Origin of the sequence: Variovorax xiamenensis (assembly GCF_050916385.1) — a bacterium.
GTDB lineage: Bacteria > Pseudomonadota > Gammaproteobacteria > Burkholderiales > Burkholderiaceae_C > Variovorax.
The window spans coordinates 2,029,808-2,049,185 of the sequence record NZ_CP139038.1 but is presented as its reverse complement, the minus strand read 5'-3'; the positions used below and the strand labels follow the sequence as shown (position 1 = coordinate 2,049,185).

At 66.3% G+C, this 19,378-nt stretch carries 11 protein-coding genes; 5 read left to right on the top strand and 6 right to left on the bottom strand.

The window, feature by feature from the left end; all coding sequences use genetic code 11:
* Positions 1-15 precede the first annotated feature (15 nt).
* Entirely contained in the window at positions 16-8,703 is an 8,688-nt protein-coding gene (locus SFB74_RS08930) for an ESPR-type extended signal peptide-containing protein (RefSeq protein ID WP_432730437.1), read from the bottom strand.
* 489 nt (positions 8,704-9,192) lie between these two features.
* Between SFB74_RS08930 and SFB74_RS08925 the strand changes: the two genes are divergently transcribed.
* Positions 9,193-10,329, top strand: a complete 1,137-nt coding sequence (locus SFB74_RS08925; RefSeq protein WP_432730436.1) for a DUF2827 domain-containing protein — start codon at positions 9,193-9,195, stop codon at positions 10,327-10,329.
* A gap of 47 nt (positions 10,330-10,376) precedes the next feature.
* Entirely contained in the window at positions 10,377-11,237 is an 861-nt protein-coding gene (locus SFB74_RS08920) for a hypothetical protein (RefSeq protein WP_432730434.1), read from the top strand.
* A gap of 78 nt (positions 11,238-11,315) precedes the next feature.
* Here SFB74_RS08920 and SFB74_RS08915 read toward each other — a convergent pair whose 3' ends face one another.
* The 5 genes from SFB74_RS08915 to SFB74_RS08895 all read right to left on the bottom strand — a co-directional run bounded on the left by SFB74_RS08915 (position 11,316) and on the right by SFB74_RS08895 (position 17,372).
* A complete protein-coding gene (locus SFB74_RS08915; protein ID WP_432730433.1) occupies positions 11,316-13,907 on the bottom strand; it encodes a bifunctional aconitate hydratase 2/2-methylisocitrate dehydratase in 2,592 nt (863 codons plus the stop codon).
* A 92-nt stretch (positions 13,908-13,999) separates the two neighbouring features.
* Entirely contained in the window at positions 14,000-14,554 is a 555-nt protein-coding gene (locus tag SFB74_RS08910; protein WP_432730432.1) for a hypothetical protein, read from the bottom strand.
* Positions 14,555-14,592: 38 nt separating this feature from the next.
* Positions 14,593-15,591, bottom strand: coding sequence for an HpcH/HpaI aldolase/citrate lyase family protein (locus SFB74_RS08905; RefSeq protein WP_432730431.1), 999 nt, complete (start codon positions 15,589-15,591; stop codon positions 14,593-14,595).
* On the bottom strand, positions 15,588-16,373 hold the full coding sequence (tam, locus tag SFB74_RS08900; protein WP_432730430.1) for a trans-aconitate 2-methyltransferase: 786 nt from the start codon (positions 16,371-16,373) through the stop codon (positions 15,588-15,590). The genes SFB74_RS08905 and tam overlap by 4 nt, the downstream gene beginning before the upstream one ends.
* A 12-nt stretch (positions 16,374-16,385) precedes the next feature.
* Entirely contained in the window at positions 16,386-17,372 is a 987-nt protein-coding gene (locus SFB74_RS08895) for a malate dehydrogenase (RefSeq protein ID WP_301506779.1), read from the bottom strand.
* Between the two features lie 184 nt (positions 17,373-17,556).
* Between SFB74_RS08895 and SFB74_RS08890 the strand changes: the two genes are divergently transcribed.
* From SFB74_RS08890 to sdhD, 3 genes are all read left to right on the top strand, one after another.
* The gene (locus SFB74_RS08890) at positions 17,557-18,315 is read left to right on the top strand and encodes a GntR family transcriptional regulator (protein ID WP_301506781.1); all 759 of its coding nucleotides are present in this window, start codon (positions 17,557-17,559) and stop codon (positions 18,313-18,315) included.
* Positions 18,316-18,550: 235 nt separating this feature from the next.
* On the top strand, positions 18,551-18,997 hold the full coding sequence (gene sdhC / locus SFB74_RS08885) for a succinate dehydrogenase, cytochrome b556 subunit (protein WP_432730429.1): 447 nt from the start codon (positions 18,551-18,553) through the stop codon (positions 18,995-18,997).
* A 13-nt stretch (positions 18,998-19,010) separates the two neighbouring features.
* Entirely contained in the window at positions 19,011-19,376 is a 366-nt protein-coding gene (gene sdhD / locus SFB74_RS08880) for a succinate dehydrogenase, hydrophobic membrane anchor protein (protein WP_125947845.1), read from the top strand.
* Positions 19,377-19,378: the final 2 nt, after the last annotated feature.

The following is a 19,378-nucleotide window of genomic DNA, read 5'->3' as shown; positions in this document are numbered from 1 at the left end:
TATTTCCTTGTTTCCTTACTTCCACTTCCAGCCGATGCCGGCGTTGATGCCCCACTCCTTGCCCGTGGTCGTCAGGCCCGCGCCCCAGGACATCTTGCCGTCGTCGGACAGCGCCTTGAAGGTCAGCGCCACGGCGCTGTAGCCCTTGTAGCTGCCCAGGCCCACGCCCACGGTCTTCTCGCCGGGGTACAGCGTCGGCAGGTAGGTGCCCGACATCGCGAAGGCCATGGCGGTGCCCGAGTAGGCGATGCGCGCCACGTCGCCGACCTGGCCTTGCACCTGGTTGAGCTGCTGCACGTTGACCGCGTCGCCCGGCAGGATGCCCGGTGCCACGTTGCTGATGCGCGTGCCGCCCGGGGCCTGGCCGTTGCCCAGCGTGATCTGGTTGTAGTTGACCGACCCGTCGGGGTTGGTCGCGTACTGCACGCTGCTGGCCTTCGCCGCCGCGGATGCCGCCTTCAGCTGCGCCACGTTGGTCGCGTCGCTGTCGGCCGTACCCGCCGCCACGCCGGTGATCTGGCGGAACTGGCCGTTGGCTGCGTCGCCGACCGACACCGCTGCCTGGGTGCTGGTGGTCGCCCTGATGGCCGCCTGGTCCTGCGCCGTCGCGCTGCCCGGCACGTAGCCGGCCACGCCCGCCGCGGTGGAAGCCACCGAGCCCGAGCCCAGCGCCACGCCGCCGCTTTGCTGCACCACCGCGCCGAAGCCGATGGCCGTGCCCTTGGAGACGTTCTGCGCCTGGCTCAGCGGCGTGCCGCCGGCATCCGCGTTGTCGCCCAGGGCCACGCCGCCGCCGCCCGCACGTGCATTGGCGCCGATGGCCTGCGAGCCCGTGGCCAATGCCCCGGTGCCGATGGCGATCGCGTTGGTACCCGTCGCCTGCGCGCCGAAGCCCACCGCCACCGCACCGTCGGCCGTCGCCTTCGCGCCGTTGCCGGCGGCGAAGGAGTTGGCGCCGCTGGCCACCGACTGCGGGCCGATCGCCACGGCTTCCTGGCCGCTGGCCACCGAGTCGCCCGCCGTCGAATTGGCGTGGAAGTACTTCGTGCCGGTGTTGTAGATGTTGTTGACCGAGGTGCTCAGGCTGTTGAGGTTGACGTTGGTCGTGCTCAGGCCGGTCGAGAGGCTGCCGATGCCGCTGAACGCGGTGCTCAGGCCGGTCGACGTGGAGGTCGACAGGCTCGCGACATTGCTGTTCGTGCTGCTCAGGCTCGTCGACAGGCTGCTGATGCCGCTGGTCGCGGTGCTCAGGCCCGTCGAGGTCGACGTGGACAGGCTGTCGATGCTGCTCGTGGCCGTGCTCAGGCCGGTCGACGTCGAGGTCGACAGGCTCGCCAGGCTGCTGTTGGTCGTGCTCAACCCCGTCGACAGGCTGCCGATGTTGCTCGTCGTGGTGCTCAGGCCGGTGGACAGGCTGTCGACCGTGCTGGACACCGTGCTCAGGCCGGTGGAAAGGCTGGCGACATTGCTGTTCGTCGTGCTGAGGCCCGTCGACAGGCTGCCGATGCTGCTGGTCGCGGTGCTCAGGCCGGTCGAGGTCGACGTGGACAGGCTGTCGATGCTGCTCGTGGCGGTGCTGAGACCCGTCGACAGGCTGCTGATGCTGGTCGAGGTGGAGGTCGACAGGCTCGCCACGTTGCTGTTGGTGGTGCTGAGGCCGGTCGACAGGCTGTTGATGCTGCTGGTCGCCGTGCTCAGGCCCGTCGAAGTCGACGTGGACAAGCTGTCGATGCTGCTCGTGGCAGTGCTCAGGCCGGTCGACGTGGAGGTCGACAGGCTCGCGACGCTGCTGTTCGTCGTGCTCAGGCCGGTGGACAGGCTGCTGATGCCGGTCGAGGTGGAAGTCGACAGGCTGTTGATGCTGCTGGTCGCCGTGCTCAGGCCCGTCGAGGTCGACGTGGACAGGCTGTCGATGCTGCTGGTCGCCGTGCTCAGGCCCGTGGAGGTCGAGGTCGACAGGCTGGCGATGCCCGTCGAGGTCGAGGTGGACAGGCTCGAAACGCTGCTGTTGGTCGTGCTGAGGCCGGTCGACAGGCTATTGATGCTGCTGGTGGCAGTGCTCAGGCCAGTCGACGTGGAGGTCGACAGGCTCGCAACGCTGCTGTTCGTCGTGCTCAGGCCCGTGGACAGACTGCTGATGCCGGTCGACGTGGAAGTCGACAGGCTGGTGACGCTGCTGTTGGTGGTGCTGAGACCCGTCGACAGGCTGCTGATACCCGTCGAGGTGGAGGTCGAGAGGCTGGTGACGCTGCTGTTCGTGGTGCTGAGGCCGGTGGACAGGCTGTTGATGCTGCTGGTGGCAGTGCTCAGGCCCGTCGAGGTCGACGTGGACAGGCTGTCGATGCTGCTGGCGGTCGTGCTCAGGCCGGTCGACAGGCTCGCGACAGTGCTGTTGGTCGTGCTCAGCCCGGTGGACAGGCTGCTGATGCCGGTCGACGTGGAAGTCGACAGGCTCGCAACGCTGCTGTTCGTGGTGCTGAGGCCGGTCGACAGGCTGTTGATGCCGCTGGTGGCAGTGCTCAGGCCCGTCGAAGTCGACGTGGACAGGCTGTCGATGCTGCTCGTGGCCGTGCTCAGACCCGTGGAGGTCGAGGTCGACAGGCTGGCGATGCCCGTCGAGGTGGAGGTGGACAGGCTCGCAACGCTGCTGTTGGTGGTGCTGAGCCCCGTCGACAGGCTGTTGATGCCGCTGGTCGCGGTGCTCAGGCCCGTAGAAGTCGACGTGGACAGGCTGTCGATGCTGCTCGTGGCCGTGCTCAGGCCGGTCGACGTCGAGGTCGACAGGCTGCTGATGCCGGTCGATGTGGAAGTCGACAGGCTGGCAACGCTGCTGTTGGTGGTGCTGAGACCGGTCGACAGGCTGTTGATGCTGCTGGTGGCGGTGCTCAGGCCCGTCGAGGTCGACGTGGACAGGCTGCCGATGCTGCTCGTGGCCGTGCTCAGACCCGTGGAGGTCGAGGTCGACAGGCTTGCGATGCCCGTCGAGGTGGAGGTCGACAGGCTCGCAACGCTGCTGTTGGTGGTGCTGAGACCGGTCGACAGGCTGTTGATGCTGCTGGTCGCGGTGCTCAGGCCGGTCGAGGTCGATGTGGACAGGCTGTCGATGCTGCTCGTGGCCGTGCTCAGACCCGTGGAGGTCGAGGTCGACAGGCTGGCGACATTGCTGTTCGTCGTGCTCAGGCCGGTCGACAGGCTGCCGATGCTGCTGGTGGCAGTGCTCAGGCCGGTCGAAGTGGAAGTCGACAGGCTCGCGACGCTGCTGTTCGTCGTGCTCAGGCCGGTCGACAGGCTGCCGATGCTGCTGGTGGCAGTGCTCAGGCCAGTCGACGTGGAGGTCGACAGGCTCGCGACGCTGCTGTTCGTCGTGCTCAGGCCGGTCGACAGGCTGCCGATGCTGCTGGTGGCAGTGCTCAGGCCAGTCGACGTGGAGGTCGACAGGCTCGCAACGCTGCTGTTGGTCGTGCTCAAGCCGGTCGAGAGGCTGCCGATGCTGCTCGTCGCCGTGCTCAGGCCCGTCGAGGTCGACGTCGACAGGCTCGCGACGCTGCTGTTGGTCGTGCTCAAGCCCGTGGACAGGCTGTTGATGGCGCTCGTCGAGGAACTGAGGTTCGTCGAGAGGCTGGCGACGGTGCTGTTGGTCGTGCTCAGGCCGGTGGACAGGCTGCCGATGCTGCTGGTGGCAGTGCTCAGGCCGGTCGAGGTGGAGGTCGACAGGCTCGCGACGCTGCTGTTTGTCGTGCTCAGGCCGTTGGACAGCGAAGCGGTGACTGTCTTCACCTGCAGGACGTTGACCGCATCCTGGTCAGCGGTGCCGGGCGCCACGCCCGTGATCACGCGGTTGCCCACGTTCACTTCGCCGGCCGCGGTCTGCTTGCTCGTGAGGCCGAAGGCGTCGTAGTTCGTCATAGCCGCGGCGGTGCGGCTGGCGGCGGAGTCCGCGCCGAGCGCAACGCTGTTGTCGCCGGTGGCGATCGCGTTCTGCCCGATGGCCACGCTGTTGGCGCCGATGGCCTGGCTGTCCGCGCCGGTGCTGTTGGCGTGGAAGTACTTCGTGCCGGTGTTGTAGATCGAGCTGACCGAGGAGCTCAGGGTGCTCAGGTTGCTGTTGGTCGTGCTCAGGCCGGTCGAGAGGCTGCCGATGCCGCTGGTTGCCGTGCTCAGGCCGGTGGACAGGCTGCTGATGCCGGTCGAGGTGGAAGTCGACAGGCTCGCCACGGTGCTGTTGGTGGTGCTCAGGCCGGTCGACAAGCTGGTGATGCCAGTCGAAGTAGAAGTCGACAAGCTGGCCACGGCGCTGTTCGTCGTGCTCAGGCCAGTCGACAGGCTGGTGATGCCCGTCGAGGTGGAAGTCGACAGGCTCGCCACGGAACTGTTCGTCGTGCTGAGGCCAGTCGAGGTGGAGGTCGACAAGCTGGCGACAGCGCTGTTGGTCGTGCTCAGGCCAGTCGACAGGCTACTGATGCCCGTCGAGGTCGAGGTCGACAGGCTCGTGACGGAGCTGTTGGTCGTGCTCAGGCCAGTCGACAGGCTGCTGATACCCGTCGAGGTGGAAGTCGACAGGCTCGTGACGGAGCTGTTGGTCGTGCTCAGGCCAGTCGACAGGCTGCTGATACCCGTCGAGGTGGAGGTCGACAGGCTCGCGACGGAACTGTTGGTTGTGCTCAGGCCAGTCGACAGGCTGGTGATGCCAGTCGAAGTAGAAGTCGACAGGCTGGCCACGGAGCTGTTGGTCGTGCTCAGGCCTGTAGACAGGCTGCTGATACCGGTCGAGGTGGAGGTCGACAAGCTCGTGATGGAGCTGTTGGTCGTGCTAAGGCCGGTAGACAGGCTGGTGATACCGGTCGAGGTGGAGGTCGACAGGCTCGTGATGGAGCTGTTGGTCGTGCTAAGGCCGGTAGACAGGCTGGTGATACCGGTCGAGGTGGAGGTCGACAGGCTCGCTACGGCGCTGTTCGTGGTGCTCAGGCCAGTCGAGGTCGAAGTCGACAGGCTGGCGATGCCAGTCGAAGTGGAAGTGGACAAGCTCGCCACGGAGCTGTTCGTCGTGCTCAGGCCAGTCGAGGTGGAGGTCGACAAGCTGGCGACAGCGCTGTTGGTGGTGCTCAGGCCGGTCGACAGGCTGCTGATGCCGGTCGAGGTGGAGGTCGACAGGCTCGCCACGGCGCTGTTCGTGGTGCTCAGGCCAGTCGAGGTCGAAGTCGACAGGCTGGCGATGCCAGTCGAAGTGGAAGTGGACAAGCTCGCCACGGAGCTGTTCGTCGTGCTCAGGCCAGTCGAGGTGGAGGTCGACAGGCTGGCCACAGCGCTGTTGGTGGTGCTCAGGCCAGTGGAAAGGCTGGTGATACCGGTCGAGGTGGAGGTCGACAAGCTCGCCACGGAACTGTTCGTCGTGCTCAGGCCAGTCGAGGTCGAAGTCGACAGGCTGGCGATGCCGGTCGAGGTCGAAGTCGAAAGACTGGTGACCGTGCTGTTGGTCGTGCTCAAGCCCGTCGACAGGCTGTTGATGCGGCTGGTCGCGGTGCTCAAGCCCGTCGAGGTGGAGGTCGACAGGCTGGTGACGGAGCTGTTGGTGGTGCTAAGGCCGGTCGAAAGGCTGGTGATGCCGGTCGACGTGGAAGTCGACAGGCTCGTGACGGCGCTATTGGTCGTGCTCAGGCCGGTCGACAGACTGGTTATGCCGGTCGACGTGGATGTCGACAGGCTGGTGATGCCGGTAGAAGTCGAAGTGGACAGGCTCGCGACTGCGCTGTTGGTGGTGCTCAGGCCCGAGGAAAGGCTGGCGATGCCGCTCGCCGAGGTGCTGAGACCGGTCGAGAGGCTTGCGACGCTGCTGTTGGTCGTGCTCAGGCCGGTCGAGAGGCTGCCGATGCCCGTCGAGGTGGAAGTCGACAAGCTCGTGACGGAGCTGTTCGTCGTGCTCAGGCCGGTCGACAGGCTGGTGATGCCCGTCGAGGTGGAGGTCGACAGGCTCGTGACGGAGCTGTTCGTCGTGCTCAGGCCAGTCGAGAGGCTGCCGATGCTGCTCGTCGCAGTGCTCAGCCCCGTCGACAAGCTGTTGATCCTGCTGGTCGCCGTGCTCAGCCCGGTGGAGGTCGAGGTCGACAGGCTGGCGACGCTGCTGTTGGTGGTGCTCAGGCCAGTCGACAGGCTGGTGATGCCGGTCGATGTGGAAGTCGACAGGCTGGCGACGCTGCTGTTGGTCGTGCTCAGGCCGGTCGAGAGGCTGGTGATGCCCGTCGAGGTCGAGGTGGAGAGGCTGGCGATGCTGCTCGCCGTGGTGCTCATCCCGGTGCTCAGCTGGGCCACCGTCACGGCGTCCTGGGAAGCGGAGCCGTCGGCCACGTTCGTGATCCGCCGCAGGGCGGAAGCCGAGCCCACCGAAACCTCGGAGGCAGGAGCGGCGGTGCCGGTGAGGAAGCCGGTGCCCGTCGGCGCGGCCGCGCCGGTCACGCTGCCCGCGCCGATCGCGACGCTGTTGGCATACGTTGCGTTGGCAAGCGTACCGATGGCCACCGTGTTCGATGCGGCGCCGGTCGCATTGGCGCCCAATGCGATCGCGGCATCGACCACCGTCGCGCCTGGCGGCTTGACCGTTGCGCCATTGCCGATAGCGATGCTGCGGGTCGTCCGGTCATCGGTCGTGGCGTTGCCGCCGATGGCGATGCCGGCATTCTGGGCCGCGACGCCGATCTGGTCGGCCGACGCGCCGGTGCCCAGCGCGATGCTTCCGCCCCAGCTGTTCGCGTTCGTGCCGATGGCGATCGTGTTGACGTCCGAGCTGGAGCCGATGGCCGAGTTCTTGCCGATGGCGATGGAGCTGTCGGCAGCCGCGCGTGCGTTGGTGCCCAGCGCGAGCGAGTCGGCGCCGGTGGCGATGGAAGTGACGCCGACGGCCACGGCATTGGCAGCCACGGCATTGGCAAGATTGCCGACGGCGACGCCGCCGGTGTTGTTGGCCACGGCGGAGCGGCCGACCGCGACGCTCCTGTCGCCGACCGCATTGGCGGCCGCGCCCAGGGCCGTCGACGAAGCGCCGGTCGCCTGCGCGAAGGTACCCACGGCCGTGCCCGAGCTCTGGTTCGCCTGCGCCGCTGCGCCGGCAGCCACGCTGTTTGTGCCGATGGCGTTCGCGCTGTTGCCCATGGCCAGCGAGAAGTCGCCGGACGCGTTGGAGCTCTCGCCGAACGAGGTGCTCGATGCGCCCGATGCCGTGCTCTTGAAGCCCACGGCGGTCGAGTTCAGGCCCTGCGCGCTCGCCGCCTGGCCGTAAGCGGAGGAGCTGAGGCCATAAGCATTGGAGCTGATGCCGACGGCGGTGCCGAAAGTGTTGGCGCGCGCGCCCGTGCCGATGGCGACTGCATCGGAGGCATAGGCGTTCGCCGCGCTGCCGATCGCCACCGCGCCGCCGGCGGTCGCGTTGGAAGCGTTGCCGAGCGCGACGGCCGCGTTGCCGGTCGCGTTGTTCAGGTTGCCGAGCGCGATCGCGCCGGTGCCGTTGGCCGTGTTGTCGGCACCTACGGTGACCGCGCCGGTGCCGGTGGAGGTGTTCGGATCGCCGATGGCCACGGCGCCGTTGCCGGTGGCCTTCTGGCCGCGGCCGATGGCCACCGCGCCGCCGGCGGCGGTGCTGCTGTTGGCGGTAGTGCCGCCGGAGCCGATCGCCACGTTCTGGCCCGTGGCGCCGCTGGTCACGCCATCGCCCTGGGCGATGCCGAAGGCGCCGTTGACCACCGCGCCGCGCCCAAGGGCGATGCCCGAGGTGGCGGCGGCCACCACCGACGATTGCCCGCCGATCGCGATGCCGTCGACGGCCGCCGAATTGGCGACGCCGCTCAGGTTGCTGCCGATGGCGATCGAGCCCGTGTTCGATGCCACGGTGCCGTTGCCGGCCGCCAGGGAGTTCTTGCCGGACGCGGCTGCGCTCACGCCGAAGGCCGTCGCACCGTCCGCAGTGGCCGCCGTGCCGTTGTTGCCGATGGCCAGCGTGTTCTTGCCGCTGGCGGTGGTCTGGCCGCCGACGGCGGTCGAATCCTGGCCGGTGGCCTTGGCGCCGGTACCGATCGCGGTCGAATCGCCCAGGCCGGCGGCAGTGCCGCTCGCGTTGGCGCCCCAGCCGATCGCCAGGTTGCTGGAACCGAGGCTGGCGGCGTTGGCGTTCAGGCCGATGGCGATCCCGTTGACGCCCTGCGCGCTGGCCGCATTGCCCATGGCCACGCTGTTGTCACCGACACCACGGGCGTTGAAGCCGACCGCCACGCTCGTGATGCCGGTGGCCTGTGCCTGGTGGCCCAGCGCGGTGGCCAGCTTGTTGGCCACCGACCCCATGCCGATCGCCGTGGCGCCTGCGCCCTGGGCGGTGGTGAAGGAGCCGAACAGCGTCACGCCCAGGAAGTTGCCGCCATTCGCGGAACAGCCGGCAACGTTCGACCAGACACCCGAACCGTCGATGGGATTGGCGGTTGCCCCGTAGCTGGTCGTGCCGTCGGGCCCGGTGCCACTGCCGGTCGTGCACCCCGTCGTCGGCCCGATCACGGTGGCTCCCGCCTGCGGAGCGAAACCGAAGGAGGCAATCACCAGGCCGATCGCCGCCGCCACCGCAGTCACGCTCGAGCCGCTGCGCTTGCCCCTCGCCGAAGTGAGTTCGGACGCTGCCACCCATGCTCCGAGGGCTTCGTTCCAGATGCTTCTGTAGGACTTATTCATTTGCTATTCGGCTCGCGGTGATTGGATGGACAGGACTCGTATCGGCTGAAATGCGATGCGTCCCATGTCTGGGTCCATCGCTGGAGCGCCGGTCTCGGCCGCGCTCAATTACAGGAATGCTGGAATGTACGGAGTTGTTTACATTTCGGATGCACCGCAGCAATCTTCAAAATCACCTCTGATGATTTAGTTCACAAAAATTTCAAAAAGCGTCCTACCTTTTGACGCCTGAAGACGTCATCGATACCGCGAAACGGGGTTCCAATTAAAATTCCCAGAGCACTCACGCGCCTCATCTGCGAGCAACTTCCACCATCAGGACGCCTTCTAGCGGCCTTCTTCCAGATGCCGCACAACCTCATGGTTTTGCCAAAAATGTCACGGGGCTATTTAGAATCGTGAAATTAATCACACCCCCACAATTCGGGCCTTGTGATTTTTTTCACGCCAATTGCCCCACCCGGTAATTAACATTCAAGAAACAATTCGATGTCCCAAGCACCCAGGCTCCGCATTGGAATCACCATTGGCCTCCATCACGAGGCCGAAACGCTCTGGAACAACGGCATCAAGCAGAACGCCGTGTTCCTGGCGGAGGCGCTGAAGCACTGCCCGGCGGTGGCCTCGGTGGTGCTTGTTAACACCACGGCCATCCCGATCACGCCGGCCCTGCCCTGGGACCAGGCGCGCTGGCCCACCGTGACCTTCGAGACGGCCAAGGACAGCGTGGACGTGCTGATCGAACTCGGGGGCCAGATCGACGCGGCGCAGACCGACTACCTGAAGCGGCGCGGCGCGCGGCTGGTGTCGTACTGCTGCGGCTTCGAGTACGTGCACGCCATGGAGTCGATGCTGTTCAGCAAGCCGCTGTGGGGCCAGAACCTGTTCATCAATCAGCGCTACGACGACATCTGGATGGTTCCGCAGGTGGCCAACATCAGCCAGCCGTACTTCGAAGTGCTGCGCCGGGCCGATGCGCGCCCGGTGCCTTTCGTCTGGAGCCCGGTGTTCCTGGACGAGCGCACGCGCGGCCTGCCGGATGCCGGCGTCTACCAGCCGAAGGCCGGTGCACGGCGGCTCAGCGTGATGGAGCCGAACATCAACGTGGTGAAGTTCTGCCTCTATCCGGTGCTGATCGCTGAGCTGGCCTACCGCTCGCGGCCCGAAGCCATCGCACTGCTGCAGGTCACCAATGCCGAGCGGCTGGCAAAGGAGAACATGGAGTTCATCACGCTGATGAACCAGCTCGACCTGGTCCGCCAGCACAAGGCAGTCTTCCTGGGCCGCCACGAGACACCGGTGTTCCTCGCGCAGAACACCGACATCGTGGTCTCGCACCAGTGGGAGAACCCGCTCAACTACTTCTACCTGGAAACCTGCTGGCAGGGCTATCCGCTGGTGCACAACGCGCACCTGTGCGCGGACCTCGGCTACTACTATCAGGGCAACGACGTGGCCGGGGCCAGCACCCGCGTGATCGAAGCCATCGACACGCACGACGCGCAGGCCGCCGCGTACCGCGAACGCCAGCGCAGCCTGATCGACCGCTACCTCCCCGGCAACGCCGCGGCCACGGAGGTCTACGACAACCTGCTGCTCGGGCTGATGCGGCGCCCTGCCCGGTAAGCCCGACGGTCACAGACAGCGACAACGACAAGCGAACGGAACCCGACATGCTCGACCCATCCGAACTCCGGCAGATCTTTCCCGTGATCGTCACGCCGAGCCACGACGGCAAGGTCTTCCTGAACTACCTCACCTCGATGCTGAACTTCACCGTCCAGGCCGAGCGTGCCGGCATGCGGCTGCAGGTGCTCACGCACCAGGGCGAGAGCCTGGTGACGCGCGCGCGGAACAACTGCGTGGCCCAGTTCCTCGGCAACCCGCAGTGGACGCACCTGTTCTGGATCGACGCCGACATCGGCTTCTCGGCGCAGGCGGCTTTCCGTCTGCTGCTGTCGGGCTACGACGTGGCGGCGGGCGTGTATCCGCTCAAGCGCGAGAACTGGCCCGACGGCGGCGTGGCCGAAGGCACGACGCAGCAGCAGTTCGAGTCCACCTTCACCCGCTACACGGTCAACGCCAAGGCTTCCGAGACCACCTCGCGGGTCGAGCTCGAGGTGCAGCCCGACGGCTTCATGAAGATGACCGAGGCGCCGACCGGTTTCATGGTGATCAAGCGCGCCGTGTTCGAACGGCTCATGGCGAGCTACCCCGATCTCAGCTATGTGCCCGACAGCATCGGCGAGGCTGACCTCGGCCTGCACTACCGCTTCTTCGACGTTATGGTCGATCCGCAGACGCGCCGCTACCTGTCGGAAGACTACGGCTTCTGCCGCCTGTGGACGGGGCTGGGAGAGTCGATCTACATCGATGCCAACTCGAACCTGACGCACCAGGGCGCCAAGCTCTATCGAGGCGACTTCGCGAACTCGCTGCAGACTGCGCTGCCGCATGCGGTCGGCGGTCCGGCCGGCGCGGTGATGGTGCTCGCGGGCCAGGAACACCTGCAGCCCAACCAGCCGCCGATCTGAGCGCGGCTCACACCCCCTGCTCCGCGCAAGAAAAAAGCCCCGCTGAGCGGGGCTTTTTCATTGGAGCAGCGAAAGCGATCAGGCCGCGACCGTATCCGCCACGCCCTTGTAGTCCTCGATCTTGTCGAAGTTCAGGTACTGGTAGATCTTGTCGCCGTTGCTGTTGATCACGCCGATGTCGGCCATGTACTCCTCGCGCGTCGGGATGCGGCCGAGCTTCGAGCAGATCGATGCCAGCTCCGCCGAGCCCAGGTACACGTTGGTGTTCTTGCCCAGGCGGTTCGGGAAGTTGCGGGTGCTGGTCGACATGACGGTGGCGCCTTCGCGCACCTGTGCCTGGTTGCCCATGCACAGCGAGCAGCCCGGCATCTCGGTGCGGGCACCGGCATTGCCGAACACGCCGTAGTGGCCTTCCTCGGTGAGCTGCTGGGCGTCCATCTTGGTCGGCGGAGCGATCCACAGCTTGACCGGGATGTCACGCTTGCCTTCGAGCAGCTTCGAGGCTGCGCGGAAATGGCCGATGTTGGTCATGCACGAGCCGATGAACACTTCGTCGATCTTGGCGCCGGCCACGTCCGACAGCGTCTTCACGTCGTCGGGGTCGTTCGGGCAGGCCACGATGGGCTCATGGATGTCTGCCAGGTCGATCTCGATCACGGCCGCGTAGTCGGCGTCGTCGTCGCCCTTGAGCAGCTGCGGGTTCGCGAGCCAGGCTTCCTGCGCGGCGATGCGGCGCTGCAGCGTGCGTGCGTCGGCGTAGCCTTCGGCAATCATCCACTTCATCAGCGTGATGTTGCTGTTGATGTACTCGATGATCGGTTCCTTGTTCAGATGCACCGTGCAGCCGGCGGCCGAGCGCTCTGCCGAGGCGTCGCTCAGTTCGAAGGCCTGTTCCACCTTCAGGTCGGGCAGGCCCTCGATTTCGAGGATGCGGCCGGAGAAGATGTTCTTCTTGCCCTTCTTCTCGACCGTCAGCAGGCCGGACTTGATGGCGTACAGCGGAATCGCGTTGACCAGGTCACGCAGCGTGACGCCGGGCTGCATCTTGCCCTTGAAGCGCACGAGCACCGATTCGGGCATGTCCAGCGGCATCACGCCGGTGGCGGCGGCGAAGGCCACGAGGCCCGAGCCAGCCGGGAAGCTGATGCCGATGGGGAAGCGGGTGTGGCTGTCGCCGCCGGTGCCCACGGTGTCGGGCGTCAGCAGGCGGTTGAGCCACGAGTGGATCACGCCGTCGCCCGGGCGCAGCGAGACGCCGCCGCGGGTGCTGATGAAGTCGGGCAGCTCGTGGTGCATCTTCACGTCCACCTTCTTGGGGTAGGCCGCGGTGTGGCAGAACGACTGCATCACGAGGTCGGCCGAGAAGCCCAGGCAGGCCAGGTCCTTCAGCTCGTCGCGCGTCATCGGGCCGGTGGTGTCCTGCGAGCCGACCGAGGTCATCTTGGGTTCGCAGTACGTGCCCGGGCGCACGCCCTGGCCTTCGGGCAGGCCGCAGGCGCGGCCGACCATCTTCTGCGCCAGCGAGAAGCCCTTCTTGGTGTCGACAGGGCTTTGCGGCAGGCGGAACAGCGTCGAGGCGGGCAGGCCCAGGGCCTCGCGCGCCTTGGTGGTGAGGCCGCGGCCGATGATCAGCGGAATGCGGCCGCCGGCGCGCACTTCGTCGAACAGCACGTCGCTCTTGACGGTGAATTCGGCGATGACCTTGCCGTCCTTCAGCGCCTTGCCTTCGTAGGGGCGCAGCTCGACGACGTCGCCGGTGTCCATCTGGCTCACGTCGAGCTCGATGGGCAGCGCGCCCGCGTCTTCCATGGTGTTGTAGAAGATCGGGGCGATCTTCGAGCCCAGGCACACGCCGCCGAAGCGCTTGTTGGGGATGAAGGGGATGTCTTCGCCGGTGAACCACAGCACCGAGTTGGTGGCCGACTTGCGGCTGGAACCCGTGCCGACCACGTCGCCCACGTAGGCGACCTGGTTGCCCTTTTCCTTCAGCGACTCGATGAACTTGACCGGGCCGCGCTTGCCGTCTTCCTCGGGCTCGAACGCGGTGCCTTCACGCTTGTTCTTCAGCATGGCCAGCGCGTGCATCGGGATGTCGGGGCGCGTGGTGGCGTCGGGCGCGGGCGAGAGGTCGTCGGTGTTGGTTTCGCCGGGAACCTTGAAGACCGTGATGGTCAGGCTCTGCGGCACTTCGGGACGGCTGGTGAACCATTCGGCATCGGCCCAGCTCTGCAGCACGCCCTTGGCGTTGGCGTTGCCCTTGTCGGCCTTTTCCTTGACGTCGTGGAACTGGTCGAACATCAGCAGGGTCTTCTTCAGGCCTTCTGCAGCCACGGCGCCGACTTCGGCATCGTCGAGCAGGTCGATCAGGGGGCTGATGTTGTAGCCGCCGAGCATGGTGCCGAGCAGTTCAGTGGCGCGGGCGCGCGAAATGAACTCGCTCTTCTCGGTGCCGTGGGCCACGGCCGCGAGATAGCTGGCCTTGACCTTGGCGGCGTCGTCGACGCCGGCAGGCACGCGGTGGGTGAGCAGGTCGAGCAGGAAGGCGCCGTCTTTGGCGTTCGCGCTCTTGAGGAGCTCGATCGCTTCAGAGGTCTGCTTCGCGCTCAGGGGCAGCGGCGGGATACCGAGCGCGGCGCGTTCGGCAACATGGTCAACGTAGGCTTGCAACATCTTCTTTTCTCCGGAAACTGGGCTGGCGGGCGTGCGAGGCGGCTCCGGCGGTCAAGCAAGAGCCGCGCCGCACCCCGTCGTGGTGGGTACGCTTACTTCTTCTCGCCGTCGGCGCCGTCGAACAGGGCCTTGGGCGGGTTCTTCTTCATTTCTGCGGCAAACGCGATCTGGGCTTCGGTCTGGCATTCGTCGGCGATGCGCAGGCCGGCCTTCTGGTTCATCAGCATCGACTTGTTGCCCAGCTGGAGCCACATGGCGCCGGCACGCGGGTCTTCGAGGCGGATGGCGCCGGTGCGGCTTTCGACCGGGTGCATGCGGTACTTCTGGCCCTTGGTGCTGACGTTGAAGAAGCCGGGCTTCTTCTCGTCGGCCGTGACGGTCACGTCGGCGCCGAGTTCGCACTGGGCCTTGCCGAGCGACACGCGCTTGGCGACTTCGAGGTCGGCATCGGTGAGGACGATGTTGGTGTCATCGCTGATCGGCGTGACTTCTTCCACGGCCTTGGCAGCCTTGCGGGTGACCTGGCGCTTCGGCGGAGCCTTCTTCGCCTCGGCCTTGGCCGCGGGCTTGGCCGGCGTTGCGCTCTGCGCCACGGCCGCGAGCGGCAGGGCCAGGGCGACAGCGGCGATCAGGGCAATTTTCTTCATGTGTGGGTTTCCTTGAGGCTGGGTTCGAAGGTTTCGTTTCAGGAGGCCGCGAATGCAAACCAGGCTTTCGCCTCGGAGGGCAACGCGCGCCCTGTTGCGTGGGCACGCGTCAGAACCTGCCAGAAATGGCGGTAGCTCGCGCGGTCGTGCAATGTGCCATCAATTTGTGTCGGAGCCCAATCCGCAGCTGCCGCCTTTACAAGGATTTTTGTGGCAATTTGAATCTGCGACTCGTCCGGCGCGAAGGCTTCCAGGATCGGACGGATCTGGTTCGGATGGATGCTCCACATGCGCGTGTAGCCGAATTCGGCCGCAGCCTTGCGGGCCGCCGTGCGCATGGCGCCGGTGTCGTTGAACTCGGTGACCACGCAATGCGATGGCACCTTGCCGTAGGCATGCGCGGCCGACGCGATGGCCAGCTTGGCGCGTACCACCAGCGGATGGCTGAACTGCCCTGCGGCGCCCATACCGTCGGCCGGGATGGCACCGGCATGCGCGGAGACGAAATCCATGAGGCCGAAGCTCAGCGACTGCACGCGCGGATGGGCGGCGATCTCGAAGGCGTTGTGCACCGCCAGAGGCGATTCGATCAGCACGTGCAGCGGCAATGCGCCGGCATCGGCCGCATCGAGCGCGGCAACAGCCTGCAACACATCGGCCGCCGATTCGACCTTGGGCACCATCAGGTGGCTCAGGCGCGAACCGGCACGGCCGGCAATGGTGACCACGTCGCCCGCAAAGGCCGGGTGATCGACGGGATGCACCCGCACGCCGACGCGCATGCCGGGCTTCGCGGCCAGCGCGAGCTCGGTGACGAGCGCGGCATGCTCGGCCTCGCCGCCCACGGGGGCGCCGTCCTCGCAGTCGAGGGTGACGTCGAACACGCAGGCGCCGAACTCCTCGGCCATCTCGGCCTGGAGCGCGAGGCTCTTCTTCATGCGCGCTTCCACGCCGCTGTAGTGGTCGCACACGGGCAGCGTCACCGCGCCGGCCTGTGCACCGAGCAGCACTTCAGCGGGGTGTGCCGTGTTCGTCATGCTTTTTTCTGCGCGACGATGAACATGCGCGGAAACGCCAGTAGCCGCTTGCCGTCGGTGCGCACGGGATACGCCTCGTCCACGCGGCGCTGGTATTCGGCGAGGTAGCTCGCCTGCAGGTCGGGAGGCAGGCGGTCGACGAAGGGCTTCAGGCCGGTGCCGCGCACCCATTCGACGATGGAAGCCGCATCGGCCATGCGGTGCTGGTAGATGGTGTGCCAGACATCGACATGCGGGGCGAGCGGCGCCAGCAGGTCGTAGTAGCCGCGCAGGTCGAGCAGCAGCGTGCGCAGCCTGTCGGCATCGCCGATGGGCTCGGCCCAGGGCGCCTCGGCGGCCAGCGCGCGCATCAGGCGGTGCGTGGGCTCCTGGCGGTTGTCGGGCATCTGGATGGCGAGCACGCCACCCGGGGCCAGCGCGTCGAACAGGCGCGGGATCAGCTTCTCGTGATCGGGCACCCACTGCAGGGACGCGTTGGCATAGATGAGATCGGGCGCTTCCTCGGGAGATCGCGGCGCCCAGGTCGCGATGTCGCTCAGCTCGAAGCGCGCCTGCGGCAGGCGCTCGCGCGCGCTGACCAGCATGGCTTCTGAGTTGTCGGTCCCGAGGACTTGCGCCTTCGGGAACCGGTTGACCAGCAGCTCGGTGGAGTTGCCCGGGCCGCAGCCGAGGTCGACCACACGGGCCGCTTCGGTCAGCGGCACCCGCGCAAGGAGTTCCTGCGCGGGACGGGTGCGCTCGTCCTCGTAGCGACGGTAGAGCGCGGGGTTCCAGTCGAGCATGCCGGGGTTGCTTTACAGCAGGTGGGCAACGCCGGCGCGTTCGCCTTCGAGCTCTTCCAGCGTCTTGTTGATGCGTTCCTGGCTGAATGCGTCGATCTCCAGGCCTTCGACCAGCTTGTACTCGCCGTTTTCGCAGGTGACGGGGAAGCCGAACATCACGTCCTTCGGAATGCCGTACTGGCCGTCCGACGGGATGCCCATGGTGACCCACTTGCCGTTGGTGCCCAGGGCCCAGTCGCGCATGTGGTCGATGGCGGCGTTGGCAGCCGAGGCAGCCGACGACAGGCCGCGTGCCTCGATGATGGCGGCGCCGCGCTTGCCGACGGTGGGCAGGAACACGTTGGCGTTCCATTCCTGGTCGTTGATCATCTTGGCGACGCTTTCGCCGTTGATGGTGGCGAAGCGGTAGTCGGCGTACATCGTGGGCGAGTGATTGCCCCACACGGTGAGCTTCTCGATGTCGGCCACGGCCTTGCCCGTCTTGGCGGCGATCTGGCTGGCGGCGCGGTTGTGGTCCAGGCGCAGCATGGCGGTGAAGTTCTTGCGCGGCAGGTCCGGTGCGCTCTTCATCGCGATGTAGGCGTTGGTGTTGGCGGGGTTGCCGACCACCAGCACCTTGACGTTGCGGCTGGCAACGGCATTCAGGGCCTTGCCTTGCGCCGTGAAGATGGCGCCGTTGACGGCCAGCAGCTCGGCACGCTCCATGCCGGGGCCGCGGGGACGCGAGCCGACCAGCAGCGCGTAGTCGGCATCCTTGAAGGCGGTCATCGGGTCGCCGTGGGCTTCCATGCCGGCCAGCAGCGGGAACGCGCAGTCGTCGAGTTCCATCATCACGCCCTTGAGCGCCTTCTGGGCCTTCTCGTCGGGGATCTCGAGCAGTTGCAGGATGACCGGCTGGTCTTTGCCGAGCATTTCACCGGAGGCGATACGGAACAGCAGGGCGTAGCCGATTTGACCAGCGGCACCGGTAACGGCAACGCGGACGGGTTTTTTGCTCATGGGAAGACTCCAGAAGGTAATGAAACGGTGTCGGCGCTCTCGTGGGGCGCCAGGGGTTCTGCGGGATGAAACACCTTCCCGCAGCGCGAGACCGGCCGCATTTTAAGCCGATTCAATGAGCCTCGTCTTATGTCTTATATAAGATATCCTCTCGGGGTCCGCCAAGGCGCACCCCACCGCTGCCATGAACACGCCCACCCCATTCGACGAGCCCGCGACGCCGTCCTTCAGTCCGCTCTACCAGCAGATCAAGACCCTGATCCTGCAGAGCCTGCAGGCGGGCGAGTGGAAGCCGGGCGAGCCCATCCCGAGCGAGATGGACCTGGCGGTGCGCTACCGCGTGAGCCAGGGCACGGTGCGCAAGGCCATCGACGAACTCTCGGCCGAGAATCTGGTGGTGCGCCGCCAGGGCAAGGGCACCTTCGTCGCCACGCATGCCGAGCAGCATGTGCAGTACCGCTTCCTGAAGCTCGTGCCCGACGAGGGCGACCCGAGCACCGAGGGCCCCGCCGTGCGCACCATCGTCGACTGCAAGCGCCAGCGCGCATCGGCCGACGTGGCACGCGCGCTCGGCCTGCGCACCGCCGACGCCGTGCTGCAGGTGCGCCGCGTGCTCGCCTATGGCGGAGTACCCACCATCCTCGAAGACCTGTGGCTGCCCGGCGCGCCCTTCAAGGGTCTCACCGCCGAGCGGCTGCGCGCATGGCCCGGCCCGATGTACGCGCTCTTCGAAACCGAGTTCGGCGTGCGCATGGTGCGCGCCGAGGAAAAGATCCGCGCCGTGCTGCCCGATGCCGAACAGGCCGCGCTGCTCGACGTGCCGCCGCAGATGCCCCTGCTGAGCGTGGAACGCGTGGCGCACACCTACCATGACACGCCGATGGAACTGCGCCGCGGGCTCTATCGCACCGACACGCACCACTACAGGAACCAGCTGGGCTGATCCGATGCACACCAAGAAGGCCGAACACCGCGGCGCCAGCGCGCGCATGCAACGTGCGTGTTGCGCTACGAAGTCAATAGCATCCGACTGCAACGGTGCGCTGACTCGTGCGTGTCCGCAGCGCGATGGTGCATTGCAATAGAATTTTGCGTTGTTTGCACTTCCGCAGAAGAAACAAAAGCGTTCGCTCTCAGAACAAGCCAACAAGTCACAAAGCCACGAAAGCCATCCCCCAATGACAGAGCTTGCTACTCCCCCCCGGCCACCGCGTCGCGAATTCCGCAACATCAATGCATTCACCGATCTCACGACCTACCGGCTGCCGCCGGCGGGCATCGTGTCGATCCTGCACCGCGTCAGCGGCGTGCTGATGTTCCTGTTGCTGCCGTTCATCATCTGGATGTTCGACACCTCGCTGTCTTCCGACTATTCGTTCGCCCGCTTCAAGGCCGCCTTCAACAGCGGCCTTGGCTTTGTTCCGGGGTGGTTCTTCAAGCTCGTCGCGCTCGCGCTCATCTGGGCCTACCTGCACCACTTCATCGCCGGCCTGCGCCATCTCTGGATGGACGTGAGCCACTCCGCGGTGAACAAGGAGTTCGGCAACACCTCGGCCATCTTCACGCTGGCACTGAGCGTCCTGCTCACCGTCGTGCTCGGCGCCAAGCTGTTCGGCCTGTACTGAGAAGGAGCCAACCATGTCTGTGAATTACGGCTCCAAGCGCGTCGTCGTCGGCGCCCACTACGGTCTGCGCGACTGGCTCAGCCAGCGCATCACCGGCTGCCTGATGGCGCTCTTCACGATCATCCTGCTCGCGCAGCTGATCTTCACCCGCGGCCCCATCGGCTACGACCTGTGGGCCGGCATCTTCGCCGCGCAATGGATGAAGGTGCTGACCTTCTCCGTGATCGTTGCCCTGCTCTACCACGTGTGGGTCGGCATGCGCGACGTGTGGATGGACTACGTCCAGCCCGTCGCCATCCGTCTCGTGCTGCAAGTTTTCACCATCGTCTGGCTTGTCGGTTGTGCGGGTTGGGCCATTCAAGTGCTTTGGAAGATCTGACC